The 14,241-nt window shown below is 69.4% G+C and carries 17 protein-coding genes; 6 read left to right on the forward strand and 11 right to left on the reverse strand.

What is annotated here, in order from left to right; all coding sequences use genetic code 11:
* Positions 1-17: 17 nt before the first annotated feature.
* Both C454_RS16785 and cysS read left to right on the forward strand, forming a co-directional pair.
* Entirely contained in the window at positions 18-1,799 is a 1,782-nt protein-coding gene (locus C454_RS16785; protein WP_004977470.1) for a globin-coupled sensor protein, read from the forward strand.
* Between the two features lie 118 nt (positions 1,800-1,917).
* Positions 1,918-3,402 (forward strand): cysteine--tRNA ligase, encoded by a 1,485-nt coding sequence (gene cysS, locus C454_RS16790; RefSeq protein WP_004977471.1) that lies wholly within the window; start codon positions 1,918-1,920, stop codon positions 3,400-3,402.
* Here cysS and C454_RS16795 read toward each other — a convergent pair whose 3' ends face one another.
* Both C454_RS16795 and C454_RS16800 read right to left on the reverse strand, forming a co-directional pair.
* Complete coding sequence (locus tag C454_RS16795; RefSeq protein ID WP_004977472.1) at positions 3,403-3,876, reverse strand: PNPOx family protein; 474 nt, start codon at positions 3,874-3,876, stop codon at positions 3,403-3,405.
* 78 nt (positions 3,877-3,954) lie between these two features.
* Positions 3,955-4,239 carry a DUF357 domain-containing protein gene (locus C454_RS16800; RefSeq protein WP_004977473.1) on the reverse strand — a complete coding sequence of 95 codons (285 nt, stop codon included), beginning with the start codon at positions 4,237-4,239 and terminating at the stop codon, positions 3,955-3,957.
* Positions 4,240-4,380: 141 nt separating this feature from the next.
* Between C454_RS16800 and C454_RS16805 the strand changes: the two genes are divergently transcribed.
* Positions 4,381-5,430, forward strand: a complete 1,050-nt coding sequence (locus tag C454_RS16805) for an NAD(P)/FAD-dependent oxidoreductase (RefSeq protein WP_004977474.1) — start codon at positions 4,381-4,383, stop codon at positions 5,428-5,430.
* Between the two features lie 64 nt (positions 5,431-5,494).
* On the opposite strand, the gene C454_RS16810 is transcribed toward C454_RS16805, so the two are convergent.
* The 3 genes from C454_RS16810 to C454_RS16820 all read right to left on the reverse strand — a co-directional run bounded on the left by C454_RS16810 (position 5,495) and on the right by C454_RS16820 (position 7,316).
* Entirely contained in the window at positions 5,495-5,680 is a 186-nt protein-coding gene (locus tag C454_RS16810) for a hypothetical protein (protein ID WP_004977475.1), read from the reverse strand.
* Between the two features lie 101 nt (positions 5,681-5,781).
* The gene (locus C454_RS16815; protein WP_004977476.1) at positions 5,782-6,990 is read right to left on the reverse strand and encodes a TIGR04347 family pseudo-SAM/SPASM protein; all 1,209 of its coding nucleotides are present in this window, start codon (positions 6,988-6,990) and stop codon (positions 5,782-5,784) included.
* Positions 6,987-7,316, reverse strand: coding sequence for an Htur_1727 family rSAM-partnered candidate RiPP (locus C454_RS16820; protein WP_193363465.1), 330 nt, complete (start codon positions 7,314-7,316; stop codon positions 6,987-6,989). Before C454_RS16820 ends, C454_RS16815 begins: the two co-directional genes overlap by 4 nt.
* Positions 7,317-7,389: 73 nt before the next feature.
* Between C454_RS16820 and C454_RS16825 the strand changes: the two genes are divergently transcribed.
* Entirely contained in the window at positions 7,390-7,899 is a 510-nt protein-coding gene (locus tag C454_RS16825; RefSeq protein ID WP_049905249.1) for a halocyanin domain-containing protein, read from the forward strand.
* Positions 7,900-7,995: 96 nt separating this feature from the next.
* On the opposite strand, the gene C454_RS21150 is transcribed toward C454_RS16825, so the two are convergent.
* Both C454_RS21150 and C454_RS16830 read right to left on the reverse strand, forming a co-directional pair.
* Entirely contained in the window at positions 7,996-8,130 is a 135-nt protein-coding gene (locus C454_RS21150) for a DUF7560 family zinc ribbon protein (protein WP_004977481.1), read from the reverse strand.
* Positions 8,131-8,224: 94 nt separating this feature from the next.
* Positions 8,225-8,866, reverse strand: coding sequence for a helix-turn-helix domain-containing protein (locus C454_RS16830; protein WP_004977482.1), 642 nt, complete (start codon positions 8,864-8,866; stop codon positions 8,225-8,227).
* A 183-nt stretch (positions 8,867-9,049) separates the two neighbouring features.
* On the opposite strand from C454_RS16830, the gene C454_RS16835 reads away from it, so the two are divergent.
* A complete protein-coding gene (locus C454_RS16835) occupies positions 9,050-9,397 on the forward strand; it encodes a winged helix-turn-helix domain-containing protein (RefSeq protein ID WP_004977483.1) in 348 nt (115 codons plus the stop codon).
* The gene (locus C454_RS16840) at positions 9,397-9,597 is read left to right on the forward strand and encodes a DUF7511 domain-containing protein (RefSeq protein ID WP_004977484.1); all 201 of its coding nucleotides are present in this window, start codon (positions 9,397-9,399) and stop codon (positions 9,595-9,597) included. The genes C454_RS16835 and C454_RS16840 overlap by 1 nt, the downstream gene beginning before the upstream one ends.
* Before the next feature lie 20 nt (positions 9,598-9,617).
* Here the strand turns inward: C454_RS16840 and C454_RS16845 are convergent, their stop codons facing one another.
* From C454_RS16845 to btuC, 4 genes are all read right to left on the reverse strand, one after another.
* A complete protein-coding gene (locus C454_RS16845) occupies positions 9,618-10,316 on the reverse strand; it encodes an RNA ligase partner protein (protein WP_004977486.1) in 699 nt (232 codons plus the stop codon).
* A gap of 73 nt (positions 10,317-10,389) precedes the next feature.
* On the reverse strand, positions 10,390-11,559 hold the full coding sequence (gene cetZ3 / locus C454_RS16850; protein ID WP_004977487.1) for a tubulin-like protein CetZ3: 1,170 nt from the start codon (positions 11,557-11,559) through the stop codon (positions 10,390-10,392).
* A gap of 83 nt (positions 11,560-11,642) precedes the next feature.
* Positions 11,643-13,100: a heme ABC transporter ATP-binding protein gene (locus tag C454_RS16855; protein ID WP_004977488.1), complete on the reverse strand. Its 1,458-nt coding sequence runs from the start codon at positions 13,098-13,100 to the stop codon at positions 11,643-11,645.
* A complete protein-coding gene (btuC, locus tag C454_RS16860) occupies positions 13,097-14,191 on the reverse strand; it encodes a vitamin B12 ABC transporter permease BtuC (RefSeq protein WP_004977489.1) in 1,095 nt (364 codons plus the stop codon). The genes C454_RS16855 and btuC overlap by 4 nt, the downstream gene beginning before the upstream one ends.
* Between the last annotated feature and the right edge of the window lie 50 nt (positions 14,192-14,241).

A 14,241-nucleotide genomic window follows, 5' to 3' on the forward strand; every position in this document is an offset into this window, starting at 1 on the left:
AGCCGGTGAGTACGTCAATGGTTTCGCCCAGCCCCCGCGACGACGCCGGGAACATCTCGCTTTCATCCACGGAACTCCTCGACGAGCTCGACCTCGACGCCGACGAGTTGGGCTGGCGGCAGTCGTTCGTCGGCTTCGACGACGAGGACGCCGCGCGCCTCGCGGACCTCCGGGGCGTCGTCGAGGCCCGCGACGAGGCGCTCGTCGACGGCTTCGTCGAGCCGATTCTCGCCAACGAGCGGACGACGGACGTCATCGACCGCTCGAAGACCGACCTCGACGGCCTCCGCGCGGTCGTCTCCGGCTACTACCGCTCGTTCACCGACGGGAACTACGACCGGAACCACTACGCGGCGCGCACGCGAATCGGTCTGCTCCACGACAAACTCGACATGCCGCTGCACTACTTCGGCGGGATGTTCGCCAACGTCACCGGCATCTTCGCGGACGAACTCCGCGAACGCGCCGTCGCCGACGCCACCGAGTCGCTGTCCGGCGACGACGCCGACCGCGTCGAACGCGCCGTCGAGGAGGCGTTCGCCGATATGATGGCCGTCGTCCGCGGGCTCAACCTCGACCGACAGGTCGTCAACGCCACCTACCTCTACTCGTACTCGCTGGACGTCCGCGAGGAGGTCCGCCGAGCCAGGGAGAGCCGCGGGAATCTGGAGTCGGTCGCGTCCCAGCTCCACGAGGAGACCGCCGGCACGAGCCAGAGCATCGCGGAAATCGAGGGGCTGGCGGCCCGACAGGCCGACATGACCGAGGAAATCGCCGCCGAGCTGTCGAACCTCAGCGCGACCGTCGAGGAGGTCGCGGCCACCGCCGACGACGTGTCCTCCCGGAGCGACGAGGCAACCACGCGGGCCGAGGAGGGCCGCGCCGAGGCCGGCGAGGCCATCGACGCGATGCGGCAGGTCGGCGACGACCGCGACGAGATCACCGTGAACGTCGAGGCGCTCGTGGCCGCCATCGACGAGATTCAGGACATCGTCGAGGTCATCGACGAGGTGGCAGACCGGACGAACCTGCTCGCGCTCAACGCCTCCATCGAGGCCGCCCGCGCCGGCGAGGCCGGCTCCGGGTTCGCCGTCGTCGCGGACGAGGTGAAGTCGCTCGCCAACGAGTCGAAGTCGCAGGCCGAGCGCATCGGCCAGATGATAGAGGACGTGACCGACCACATCGAGGACACCGCCGAGGCGCTGTCGTCGGCCGACGAGAACATCGACCACGGCATCGAGCGGGTCGAATCGACCGTCGAGAGCCTCGACGAGATAACCGACTCGGTCGCCGACGTGACCGACGGCATCGACGAGGTCGCGCGGGCGACCGACGAGCAGGCGACGCTCACCTCCGACATCGCCACCTTCGTCGACGACGCGGCGACGCAGGTCGACGAGGTGACCGCGGAGATAGACCGCATCTCCGAGAGCGTCTCCGAGCAGGCCGAACAGGCCGCCGACCTCGACACGGCCGTCGACAGTCTGGACCGCGAGGCCGACCTCGAATCGTTCCGCCGGCGCGCGGAGACGACGACCGACGGCGGCGTCGCGACCAGAGGCGGCCACTACGCGCTCGCGTCGGCGACGAACGCCGACCGCGCGGTCAGCAGAGACACGACACCGACGAACGCGACCGGCGACCGAGTCGGCAAAGCGGGGCCGGCCACGACCGACGGCGATGCGACCGACGGCGACCCGACGGACCGGATTCCGGCGTTCGTCAAGCGACTGCTCTCGGAGGAGACGCTGGCGAAGATTCGTCGCGGCGAGGCCGACCGTCCGGAGTGGACGAAGTAGCGGCGGCGACGGGGGCGACGGCCGCGAGGGTGACGACTGCGAGAGGGAGACGTTTGGCCCCGAGAGACCGACCGCGCTTCCGACGGGTTGAAAGTGGTCCCGGAAGTAGCCGAGTGTGATGACCCTGTCCGTGACCAACACCCTGACGGGAGAGCGCGAGGAGTTCGAGTCGCACGGCGACGAAGTGTTGCTCTACGTCTGCGGACTGACGGTCTCGGACGACGCCCACCTCGGCCACGCCCGCCTGTGGATGCACGCCGACCTGATGCACCGCTGGCTGGCCTACGAGGGCTACGACGTGCGCCACGTCGAGAACTTCACCGACGTGAACGAGAAGATAGCCGCCCGCATCGGCGAGGGCGACCTCGGCGACGACGAGGCGAGCGTCGCCGAGCACTTCGTCGGCGACGTGATTCGCGACATGCGCGGGCTCAACCTGAAGCGCGCCGAGGTCTACCCGCGCGTCTCCGAGCACATCCCCGAGATTATCGACCTCATTCGGACGCTCGTCGACCGCGGCCACGCCTACGAGTCAAACGGCTCCGTCTACTTCGACGTGTCAACGTTCGACGACTACGGGAAGCTCTCGAACCAGAAACTCGAGGAACTGGAGTCGCGGGCCACGAAAGACGAGCGCTCCGAGAAGCGCAACCCGACCGACTTCGCGCTCTGGAAGGCCGGCGCGGTCGACCCCAAGACGGCCGCCGAACACCGGAACCCCGACCTCGAACCGCTCCACGAGCCGTGCGGCGAGACGTGGGAGTCGCCGTGGGGCGAGGGCCGACCCGGCTGGCACATCGAGTGCTCGGCGATGTCGATGACGCACCTCGGCGACACCCTCGACATCCACGTCGGCGGCCGCGACCTCGTGTTCCCGCACCACGAGAACGAAATCGCCCAATCGGAGGCGGCGACCGGCCAGCAGTTCGCCCGCTACTGGCTCCACGTCGGCCTGCTCCAGACCGAGGGCGACAAGATGAGTTCGAGCCTCGGCAACTTCTTCACCGTCGGCGACGCCCTCGACGAGTTCGGCGCGGACGTGATTCGGACGTTCTACCTCTCGACGGCCTACGGCTCCGAACAGACGTACTCCGAGGAGACCATCGCCGAGGCCGAAGAGCGCTGGGAGCGCCTCGAACGGGCCTACGAGGCCGCCGTCGACGCGGTCGACAGCCCCGACGCCCGGACGAAAGTCGAGGCGACGGAACTCCGCGACACCGTGACCGAGACCCGCGAGCGCTTCCGCGAGGCGATGAACGACGACTTCAACGTCCGCGAGGCGATGGCCGAACTGCTCGGCCTCGCCGGCGCGGTCAACCGCCACGTCGCCGACGCCGACGAGTACGACTACCGCGCGCTCCGGCGGGCAATCGAGGCGTTCGAGGACCTCGGCGGCGAGGTGTTCGGGCTCTCGTTCGGCGGCGCGGGCGAGGGCGGCGACGTGTCGGTCGCGGAAGACCTCGTGCAGCTCGTCTTGGACGTGCGCGAGGCCGAGCGCGATGCCGGCAACTACGAGCGCGCCGACGACCTGCGCGACGACCTGACGGCGCTCGGCGTCGAGGTCGAAGACGGCCCCGACGGCGCGACGTTCCGCTTCGAGTAGTCAGTCGAACCGAAACAGCACAACTGCGAGGTCGTCTCGCGCCGCCTCGTCGGCCGCGGTGCGACCGCCGCCGTTCTCCGAGAGTCCGAGTTCGCGAGCCAACAGGCTGTGCGCCGCGGCGTAGCGGTCGAGCAGGTCCGCGGCGAACTCCCCCGTGACGACCTCGCCGGTCGCGTCCCGCCGCCGGCCGCGGTACCACAGGCGGCACGCCATCGGCCGGCGGAAGTTCTTCCACCAGTTGCTCTCCGCTTCGGGCGTGACGGCGACGAGACCGCCGCCCGCGACGGCGTAGGCGACGGGGAACGTGTACCGCCGGCCGCTCTTGGGGCCGACGTAAGAGACGAGCACGAACCAGCGACTGGCGAGTCGATGGAGCGGTGAGCGGAGCACGCGACGCAGAAACGGGTTGGCGAACCGCTGTTCGAGGGTTCGCTGTGCGTCCGAAACGCGGGCGGTGGCGGTCGTCGGGGACATCTGTTCGCGTATTCGTACGACCCCGCCGGAGAAAAACCGGTCACACGCCGAACGGGTGCGAGGCAGGTGCGAAGCGGGTCACATCGTGAACAGGTGCGAGTCGTCCGGGATGTCGAACAGCCCCATCCTGACGCCCGCGTCGAGCCAGCCGTAGCCGTACGAAAACGACGCCAGCGCGTTCACCCAGTCGTCGTCGGCCTTGAAGTGCCGGCCGTCGTCGAGGTAGGATCCGGCCATCTCCAGGCAGTCGGCGGCTGCGTCGCCGAGGTGCGTCTCGTCGGGGACGGCCTGCACCGCCTCGTCGAGCGCGTCGGCGAGCATCCCCTCGTAGCGGTTCGTCTTCTCCTGTAGGTCGGCGGCCATGCGGAGTGATGCGTCGGCGACGGATACCGGTCTTTCGCTCCGCGCGCTTCGGAGCCCGTGGCATGCGTTATCGTGCCGGTGTTGTAGCGCTCCTCGCAATACAGCGAAACCTTAAGACACCGGTGTAGCGAACTATCGGCTATGACAGAGGACGCCGATTCGTTCGTGGAACACAGGAAACTCATCATCGCCGGCTCGGGCATCTCCGGGCTCTCGTCGGCCATCTACGCGGCCCGCTCCAACAACGAGCCGCTGGTGCTGGAGGGCGACGAGCCGGGCGGACAGCTCACGCTCACGACCGAGGTCGACAACTACCCCGGCTTCCCCGAGGGCATCTCCGGGCCGGAGCTCATCAACAACATGAAAGAGCAGGCCGAGCGCTTCGGCACGGAGATTCGCCACGGCATCATCGAGGACGTGGACGCCTCCGAGCGCCCGTTCACGGTCACGCTCAAGAACGGCGACGTGTACACCGCGGACGCCATCATCGCGGCGTCGGGCGCGTCGGCCCGCACCCTCGGCATCCCCGGCGAGGAGAACCTGATGGGCTACGGCCTGTCGACGTGTGCGACCTGCGACGGCGCGTTCTTCCGCGGCGAGAAAATCATGGTCATCGGCGGGGGCGACGCCGCCGTCGAGGAGGCCAACTTCCTCACGAAGTTCGCCTCGACGGTCTACCTCGTCCACCGCCGCGAGGAGTTCCGCGCCGAGGACTACTGGGTCGACCGCCTGATGGAGAAGGTCGACGAGGGCGAAATCGAACTCATGCTCAACACCGAGGCGACGGAGCTTCACGGCTCGCCCGAGGAGGGCGTCGACCACGTGACGCTCGTCCGCAACCCCGAGGGCCACCCGAGCGACAAGCTCGACGACCCCGAGACCGAGGAGTTCGACTTCGACGTGGGCGCGGTGTTCTACGCCATCGGCCACACGCCGAACGCCGACTACCTCGAGGGGACGGGCGTCCAGCGCGACGACGACGGCTACATCGTCGCCAAGGGCGGCTCCGGCGGCGGCCAGACGGCGACCGACGTGCCCGGCATCTTCGCCGCGGGTGACGTGGTCGACTACCACTACCAGCAGGCCGCGACCGCCGGCGGCATGGGCGTGAAGGCCGCCCTCGACGCCGACGACTACCTCGAAGAGCTCGAACGCGAGGAAAAGCGGGCGGCCGCGGGCGCGGCCGAGTAAGGCGAGCGAGCGACCTCCGCGCTCGGCGTTCGGGTTTCATCTCACTCGATTTCTCTTCGGCTCCCTACGTCAGCGACCGCAACAGCCACGCGAGGATGAAGCTAATCGCCACGAAGATGAGGTAGACCCCCGGGGAGAAGCGCACGTCCACGACGCCGACCGCGCCCGCGACCGCCACGGCGAAGAGGACGAGTCCGACGCCGACGAGACCGTTCCCGAGGATGTTCGGGACCCCTCGTTTGGTTTCCATACCCCGCGGTTGGAGTCGGCGAAAAATAAGCGTGCGGAGCGTTCCCAGCGGGTGAAACGGGACGCGGTTGCGGTCCGACGGGCGCGGCCCGCCCGCAGTCGTCAGTCGGCCGCGCCCGGACTCGCGTCGGCACCCGCGCCGCGCTCTTCTGGTGTCAGGTAGCACTGCGGGTCGGGACCGAACAGTTCGCCCGTCGCCGCGAGCGACCGAAGCCGCGAGGAGCCGCGGCAGACGTCCTGATACTGGCACGAAGCACACTTGCCGGTCAGATGCTCTTCCCGCTCGCGGAGCTTGGCGAGAAGCGGGTTCGACTCGTCGTCCCAGATGTCGCCGAACGGCCGGTCGCGGACGTTGCCGAGGCTGTAGCCCTGCCAGAACTGCGTGAGGTGGACGTCGCCGCGGTAGTCCACGTCGGCGACGCGCTCGCCGGTCGGGTCGCCGCCGTTGACGCGGAGATACCGGTGAATCCGCTCGGCGTGCTCGGCGTCGAGTTCGTCCCGGGCGTACTCGACCACGTAGGCGGAGTCGGCGTAGTTGCCGACCAGAAGCGTCTCTATCTCCTCGCCCTCGGCGTGGTACTCGCGGGTCATGTCGAACAGCCGGCGGACGGCGCGGCGCTGGGCCTCGTCGTCGAGGTCGGCGTCGGCGATGTCGCCGCCGCGGCCGCCGTAGTCGAGGTGGTAGAAGCAGAAGCGGTCGACGCCCACGTCGTACAGCAGGTCGACCACGTCCTCCATGTCGGCGGCGTTGTGCTCGGTGATGGTGTACCGGAGGCCGGTCTTGAGCCCCACCGACAGGCAGTTTTCGATGCCGCGGACGGCGGCGTCGAACGCGCCGTCTTTCCCGCGGAAGCGGTCGTTGCGCTCCTCTAACCCGTCGACTGAGACGCCGGCGTAGGAGAGCCCCGCGTCGCGGAGCGCCCGGGCCTTCTCCTCGGTGATGAGCGTCCCGTTGGTCGAAAGCACCGCCCGGATGCCGGCGTCGGTGGCGTAGTCGACGAGTTCGACGAGGTCCTCGCGGACGAGCGGCTCGCCGCCCGAAAACAGCAGGACGGGCACGTCGTAGGCCGCGAGGTCGTCGATGAGCCCCTTCGCCTCGGCGGTCGAGAGCTCGCCCTGTGCGGGGTCGAGGTCGGCCCCGGCGTAGCAGTGTTCGCAGTAGAGGTTACAGCGCCGCGTCGTGTTCCAGACCACGACCGGACGTTTCTGTTTCTCCTCGCGTATCTGGTCGATGTCGGCGTCGGGGTCGTCGTAGCGGAGGCCGTCGCCCTCGGCGCCCTGCCCGCACAGGAGCTTGCTGATGGAAATCACTCGACCGACACCCCGTTTTCGGCACCGCGGGCGGCCCCCGCCGTCTCGCCGTCCGCCGCGTCGCCCTTCGCGGCGAGGTCGTTCCCGCCGAGTCGGAGGAACTCGTCGGCCGGCGCGAGCCAGAGGTCCGCGTCGCCGTCGCCGAACAGCGTCCGCGCCTGCTCGGTCGCGAGGTCCTCGGCGGGCGCGCTCACGCTGCCGACGTGGCGCATCGGCTCGGCCGACGCGTCGCGGGAGAACACTTCCCACTGGCGGCTGCCGTCGATTCGCGGTCGTCGCCTCGGGTCGTCGTCGTCCATGTCGTCGCCTTCGGGTGGAGTGGCCACGCTCGTTTCGCCCGTTTTCAGCGCGTGGGAATCGAAGCTTTAGACTTGTTCGGCCACTCACTACGGCCAGCTAATGACGCAACGGTTCACCCGGCGGTCGGTTCTCCGCGCAACGGCGGCTTCGACAGGTATCGCGCTGTTGGCGGGCTGTTCGAGTTCGTCCGGCGACGGCTCCGGCGGCGCGGACGACGGCGGCGACTCGTCCGGCGGGGAGGACACCGCCGACCGCGAGATGCGGGACTTCGGCGGCTGGTTCGACCGGACGGGGAACTACGACGGCGTCCACGACCTGACGGGACAGGACACCGTCACGGTCGCGGTCGGCGCGGACGGCAACGGCGGCGGCTACGCGTTCGCCCCCGCCGCAGCCGAGGTCTCGCCGGGGACGACGGTCGTCTGGGAGTGGACCGGAAACGGCGGCACCCACAACGTCGTCAACCGCGAAGACGGGCTGTTCGAGTCGGAACTCACCGTCTCGGAGGGCCACACCTTCGAGTACACGTTCGAGGAGTCCGGCGAGTACAAGTACGTCTGCGTCCCGCACGAGACGCTCGGCATGGTCGGCGTCGTCGTCGTCGAGTAAGCGCGCGTCGTCGTCCTCGCGTCGTCGTCCGCGCGTCGTCGCGGGCGAGTGAACTCCTCGCCCCTCAGTCCGCGGGCAGGCCGGCCGGCGTCGGCGTCACGCGGACCGCAGGGCGTCGTTCAGCGGTGCGGTACAGAGGACGCAGCCGGTCTCCCGGAGCGTCCGCATCATCGGCTCGTTGACCCGATAGCGCTCGCCGCACTCGGGACAGGTCACGTCGAACTCGCGCATCGTTGCTCACCGGGTAGCGGTACGCCGCGGAGACCCGAGGGGGCGCACCCTGCATTCGCGGGGGGCTGATACCCCGTCGGCGCGTCTCATCTCGTCACCCCTGAAGGATGGCACCCATGAGCTTCTTTTGCGCCATGGCGAGGTGCTCGGAGAACGTCGAGGTCGTGATGCCGAGTTCGGTTGCGACCTCGCCCTTGTTCGCGCGCCGCGGGTGGTCGAAGTAGCCCATCTCGTGGGCCGTCTCCAGCACCTCGCGCTGACGGTCGGTGAGCTGGCCGCGCTCGACCAACACGAGGTCCCGCGACTCGTCGGACGACGACTGGAGCAGTCGGCGCACGTCCACAGAGCCCGACGACTCTCGAAGGGAGGCGACCACGTCGCGGAGCGTCTCCACGTCGGGCGCGTGGAAGGTCAAAAACAGCGCGCCGTCGCGCGTCTGGACGTCCACGACCGGGCAGTCGAACGCCTCGACGCGCTCGCAGGGACAGCCGATGCCGCCCTCGCGGTCGAACCGGTAGACGCTCCCGTCGCCGTACTCGAACAACTCCTCCATCTCCTCCGGGACCTCGGCGTCGTCGTCGAAGACGAACTCCTCGACGACCGACCCGCGCTCGTTGGGAGCCATGCTCCGCGAGAGCGCGTAGCCCGAGGTGTCGCCCTCGGAGACGGTCGCGACCGGACAGCCGTCCGGCCCCGTCACTTTCAACTCCGCTCTGATGCCCGCTGCGCTCGTCATAAGAGTATGCAGTCGCTCCACCCCCTGATATAAACACCCCCGATACACCGGGCCTTTATATCGTGGTTCGTTTCCCCCGCTGACTGCCGTCGCGCGGACCACGGCGGGTCGCGGGGTGTATAAAGCGCCCCGCATATTCTGGGTGCCCTTCGACGGGCGACGCGGGCTAATCTACGGGCGAGCATGCAGACCGGCCTCAGACGCACGCCGACCGGACCGAAGCCCGCCGAACTGGAGGCGGAACAGGTGCTGGAAGCGCTCTCGGACCGCGCGTGCCGGCGAATCCTCACGACGCTACAGAGCGCGACCGAGCCGATGACCGCACAGGACCTCTCCGAGGTGTGCGACGTGCCGCTGTCGACGACCTACCGGAAGGTCGAACAGCTCTCGGAGGCGGCCCTGCTCGAAGAGACGCTCCAACTGCGGGCGAACGGGACCCACACCCACCAGTACCGGTCGAGCGTCGAGTCGGTCACCGTCTCGTTGAACGACGAACGGGGGCTAGAAGTCGCCCTCGGTGGGGACCGCTGATGGGGTCGGAGCCGGCACACCCGCCGGATTCGGGGACCGAACACCCCGTGCGTCCGCGGCTCGCGTCTCGGCTGACCACGCATCCAGACGGGCGCGAGGAGTGCACGATTTACCCCGCCGACGCGACGCCCGAGGAGCAACTGACCCGATGGCTATCGGCGTTCGAAGGGAGCTTCGTCGACCTCGACTCGATGGAGTAGGTGTCGGCGTGACCGGAGGGTTACAGCCGGTCCGGGTCGGCGCCGTCGTCGCCCCTGCTCCACGGGCGCGGGCTGTCGAGCGCCATGAGGTACTCTTCTAAGAGGGTTGGGAACGCCCGCCCGCGGAGGTTCCGCAGGCCGAAGTCGGCGGCCCAACTGATGATGCCGGTGTCCTCCGTGACGACGCCGGCGTTCAGTTCGCGGGCGAGGATGAGGAGGTCGAAGTCCTCGCGGGAGTCGAGGACGCCCTGTCTGAGCGCGCCGCGGTAGTCCTCGCGGAGGTCGGAGATGACCTTGTCCACGTCGGAGAGCTTCGACCCGCCGTTGGACCGCTGTTTCGACTCCTCGGCCTTGCGGACGGCCTTCTCGGAGACGCGGAGCCCGCGGTTGACCCGGTCGGACATCTCGTCGATGAAGCGGTAGACGACCTCCGCGGGGATGTACACCTCGTAGCGGTCGGGGTGTTTCTTGATGACCCACGTGTCGAGTTTGCCGAGTACGTCCTCCGAGACGCCGCGCTCGCGCAGGATGTGTTCCAGCTCCGCGGCGATGGACGGCGGCATGTAACACGAGATGTTCAGGTCCAGCCGCGCGGCGGCGATGGTGTCGAGGAGCCGTTCGATTCCCTCCTCGAACGTCTCGTCGTCGTCTCGAATCTCCTCGGAGAGAAACAGCGAGGTGTCGAGCACGAACCGTTGTTTCAGCGGGTACTCGGCCATCGGTCGTCAATTGGTACCGCGGCACTATGACCCTTCCCGTGGATGAAGCTGAGAGAAACCGGGAGCGGGAGGCTCAGAACAGCGGTTCGATGCGGTCGTCGCCGGTCGAGACGAGGTCGTCGAGCGACGCCGCGCTGGACTCGCGCTTGGCGAGCATGTCGCGTTGGGTCTCGATGGCGACCGCCTGCAACTCTTTCACCCGCGGCACGTCGTAGACGCCCGACAGGAGCACGACCGCGGCGACGAAGTCCGAGCCGACGGGGTAGTCGCCGCCGCGAATCTCCATCGTCCCGGTCTCGTCTTCGAGCCACGTCCGCGCGCGCTCGATGCCGCGGCGCGAGAGCACGTCCGACGGGCCGGCGATGACGACGAGGCCGCGCTCCGCGCCGGCAATCTCGCAGGGCATCGTGAGCCGGCCGAGGGCGGCGCGGCGCACGAGACTGGTGATTCGGTTCGTCGAGTCGCCGCCGTCCTCGGCGTCGGCCTTCCCGCCGGAGAGCCGGGAGAGCAGGCCGCGCTTGGGGCGGTCGAGTTCGACGGCGGCGTAGCCGATAGTCGAGACGCCGCCGCTCCCGAGCGTGTTGATTATCTCGGAGGCGTCCACGACGGACTCCGCAACCGCGCCGGAGCCGTCGCCCTCGCCGGCGCTGAACAGCACGCCGAGGCGGCGAGCGAGTTCGGCGTTGAGGCTGCCGTAGCCGGATTCGAGCGACTCGCCGGTCTTCCGCCAGGCGTCGTTGTCGAACACGATGAGGTTGTCCACCTCGCGGACGAACGTCTGGAGCGACCGCGCGGCGTTGAGCGTGTAGATGCCGCCTTCGTCCCGCGCGGGGAGGATACCGAGGCCGTAGACGGGCTCGGTGTAGATGTGCTTCAGTTCGCGCGCGATGACGGGCGCGCCGCCCGAGCCGGTGCCGCCGCCGAGCCCGGCGACGACGAGAAACGCGTCTATCTCGTGGACCGGGAGGTCGTCGACCATCGAGAGCACGTCGCCCACGTCCTCCGCGGTCACCTCCGCGCCGAGTTCGTTGTCCGCGCCGACGCCGTGGCCCTTGACGCGCGTCAGACCGACGAGCACCTGCCGCGATTCGGGGACGTTTCGGAGCCCCCGGAGGTCCGCGCGAGCCGAGTTGACCGCGATGGCGTCGACGACGAACCCCGTCTTCGTCCGCCGCTCGTAGTCGACGAGGGCGTCGACGACCTTGCCGCCAGCCTGTCCGATACCGATGAGTGCGAGTTTCATGTCCGTGTTCCTCTCAGAAAACGAACCACTAGACGCGCGCTCAGGCCTTGAATATGCTGTGCGTAGCGCTGTGCAACGACAGCTTAATCGGAGAACAGGTCGGCCGCCGTGTCGTCGCCACCGGCGTCGTCGTGGGTCGGTTCTGCGTCGTTCGCGCCGGCGTCGGCGTCGCCCGGACCGGTTTCGCCGTCGCGGGTGCCGTCCGCGCCGTCGTCGCGCTCGCGGAACGAGTCGCAGGCGAGTTCGCCGACGACCGAGAGCAGGTCACCGGGTTCGACGATGGTGCCGCGCTCCCGGAGGCGCTCGTAGACCGCGAAGCCCTCGTCTCCCGCGTAGTTTCGCTCAGAGAAGGGGCGTTCCTCGACGAGGACGAGGCGGTCGGCCTCGGCGGCCGCGTCGAGGTTGGCGAGGTTGCCGTCTCCGACCTCCACGTCGGCGACGACGGTCACGTCGGCGGCTTCGACCCGCGACTCGACCGCGGCCCGCGCGGCGTCGTCGACGGGCGAGTACGGCGGCACGGTCACGAGGTCCGCGCCGACCCGGCGGGCCGCCTCGGCGTCCGTGTCGCCCTCGTTGAGCGCGCCGGCTGAGAGGGCGTAGCCGGCCGCCGAGAGCAGGTGGAGCGCCCGCGCGCCGGTGCCGCCCCCGCCGACGACGTGAACCCGACCGTTGGCGTCGTCCGACGACGGCGGGAGGGCGGTCACGTACACCGAACCGGTGACGGGGTGGCGGGAGACGACCGCCTCGGCGTCGAAGGCCTCGCGTAAGTGCTCCTCGGAGAGCACCGCCGCGGGGTCGCCCGCCGAGAGGATGCGCCCGCCCGACAGGAGGACGAGCGCGTCGCAGTAGTGGGCCGCGAGGTTGAGGTCGTGGATGGCCGCGACCGCGGTCGTCCCGTCCGCGACGAGGTCGGAGACGAGTTCGAGCGTGCGGACCTGGTGGTTGATGTCGAGGCTGGCGGTGGGTTCGTCGAGGAGCAAGACGGGCGTCTCCTGTGCCAGCGCGCGGGCGATGAGGACGCGCTGGCGCTCGCCGCCGCTGACCTCCGTGACGGGACGGTCGGCAAGCGACTCGACGGCGGTCCGACGCATGGCGTCGTCGACGGCGGCCGTATCGCGCTCGCGCCAGCCGTCGAACCGCCCGCGGTGCGGGGTCCGCCCCATCTCGACGACGTCGCGGACGGGGAAGTCGAAGGTGACGCTCGTCGTCTGGGGGACCGTCGCCACGAGCCTGCTCGCCGCCTTCGACGACAGGGCGTGCACGTCCTCGCCGACGACGCGGACCGACCCCTCGTCGGGCGCGAGCGCGCCGTTGAGCGTCCGGAGCAGGGTCGTCTTCCCCGCGCCGTTGGGACCGATGAGGCCCACGAACGTTCCCTCGCCCACGTCGACGGAGACGGAGTCGAGAATCGAGTGTCCGCCGAGCGAGAGCGACACGTCGTCGAGTCGAATCGCCGGGCCGGCGTCGCCGAAGGGGTCGGAGTCGGCGGAGTCCGCGTCGGCACCGAGGTCGGTGTCGCCGGAGCGGTCGAAGTCGCTCACGGCGAGCGCACCTCCCGCGTGCGGAGCAGGTAGAGGAAGAACGGCGCGCCCACGGCGGCGGTGACGACGCCGACCGGTATCTCCGCGCCGCCGGAGCGGGCGACGGTGTCGGTGGCGACGAGGAACGACGCGCCCGCCAGCGCCGACGCCGGGAGCAACACCCGGTGGTCGGGGCCGACGAGCAGTCGGAGCATGTGGGGGACGACGAGGCCGACGAAGCCGATGACGCCGGAGACCGAGACGGCCGCGGCGGTGACGACGCTCGCGGTGGCGAGGAGCAGTTGTTTCGTCCGCTCGACCTCGATTCCGAGGGCGTGGGCGTCCTCCTCGCCGAGCAGCAGGACGTTCAGGTCGCGGGCGTGGACCAACAAGACGACGAACGGAAGCGGCAGGACGAGCGCGAGCATGCCGACCTCGCTCCACGTCGCGCCCGCGAGGTGGCCCATGAGCCAGAAGACGACCTGTCGGAGGCTCTCGCCGCTCTGGAGGAGGAGAAACGAGATGACCGCGCCGAGGAACGTCTGGATGGCGACGCCCGCGAGAAGCAGGGTCGCCACGGGCGTCCGACCGTTCTCGCTGGCGAGGAGGTAGACGACGAAGGCGGTGACGACGGCGCTGACGAAGGCCGCGCCCTCGAGACCGAACGGAATCGAAAGCGAAAGCACGATGGTCGCGACCGCGCCGACGGCGGCCCCCGAGGAGACGCCGACGATGGAGGGGTCGGCCATCGGATTGCGGAAGAAGCCCTGCATCACGGTTCCCGCGGTGGCGAGCGCGAAGCCGACGAGCGCCGCGAGGAGGATGCGCGGCAGGCGGACCGACAGCACGATGATGCGGGCGGGTCTCGGTACGGAGAACGCGAACGGCGAGACGAACTCCAGCGTCGGCGTCGGAACCGGCCCGACGAGGGGGAGGACCGTCGCGCCGCCGAGGGAGACGCCGACCGGGACGGGAACCGCGTCGGCGAGGATGGCGGCGACGGTCCGGGGCGGGATGGTCACGGCCCCGATGCCGGCGCTCACGACGACGACGAGAAGCAAGAGCCCGGAGAGGCCGAGCGACCACGTGGTCGCCCGCGTGCGAACGCTCATTGAACACAACCGCGCTTTCAGTAGGTAAATATTTATTGAACAGTCGCTGA

Source organism: Haloferax gibbonsii ATCC 33959 (genome assembly GCF_000336775.1).
Taxonomy (GTDB): domain Archaea; phylum Halobacteriota; class Halobacteria; order Halobacteriales; family Haloferacaceae; genus Haloferax; species Haloferax gibbonsii.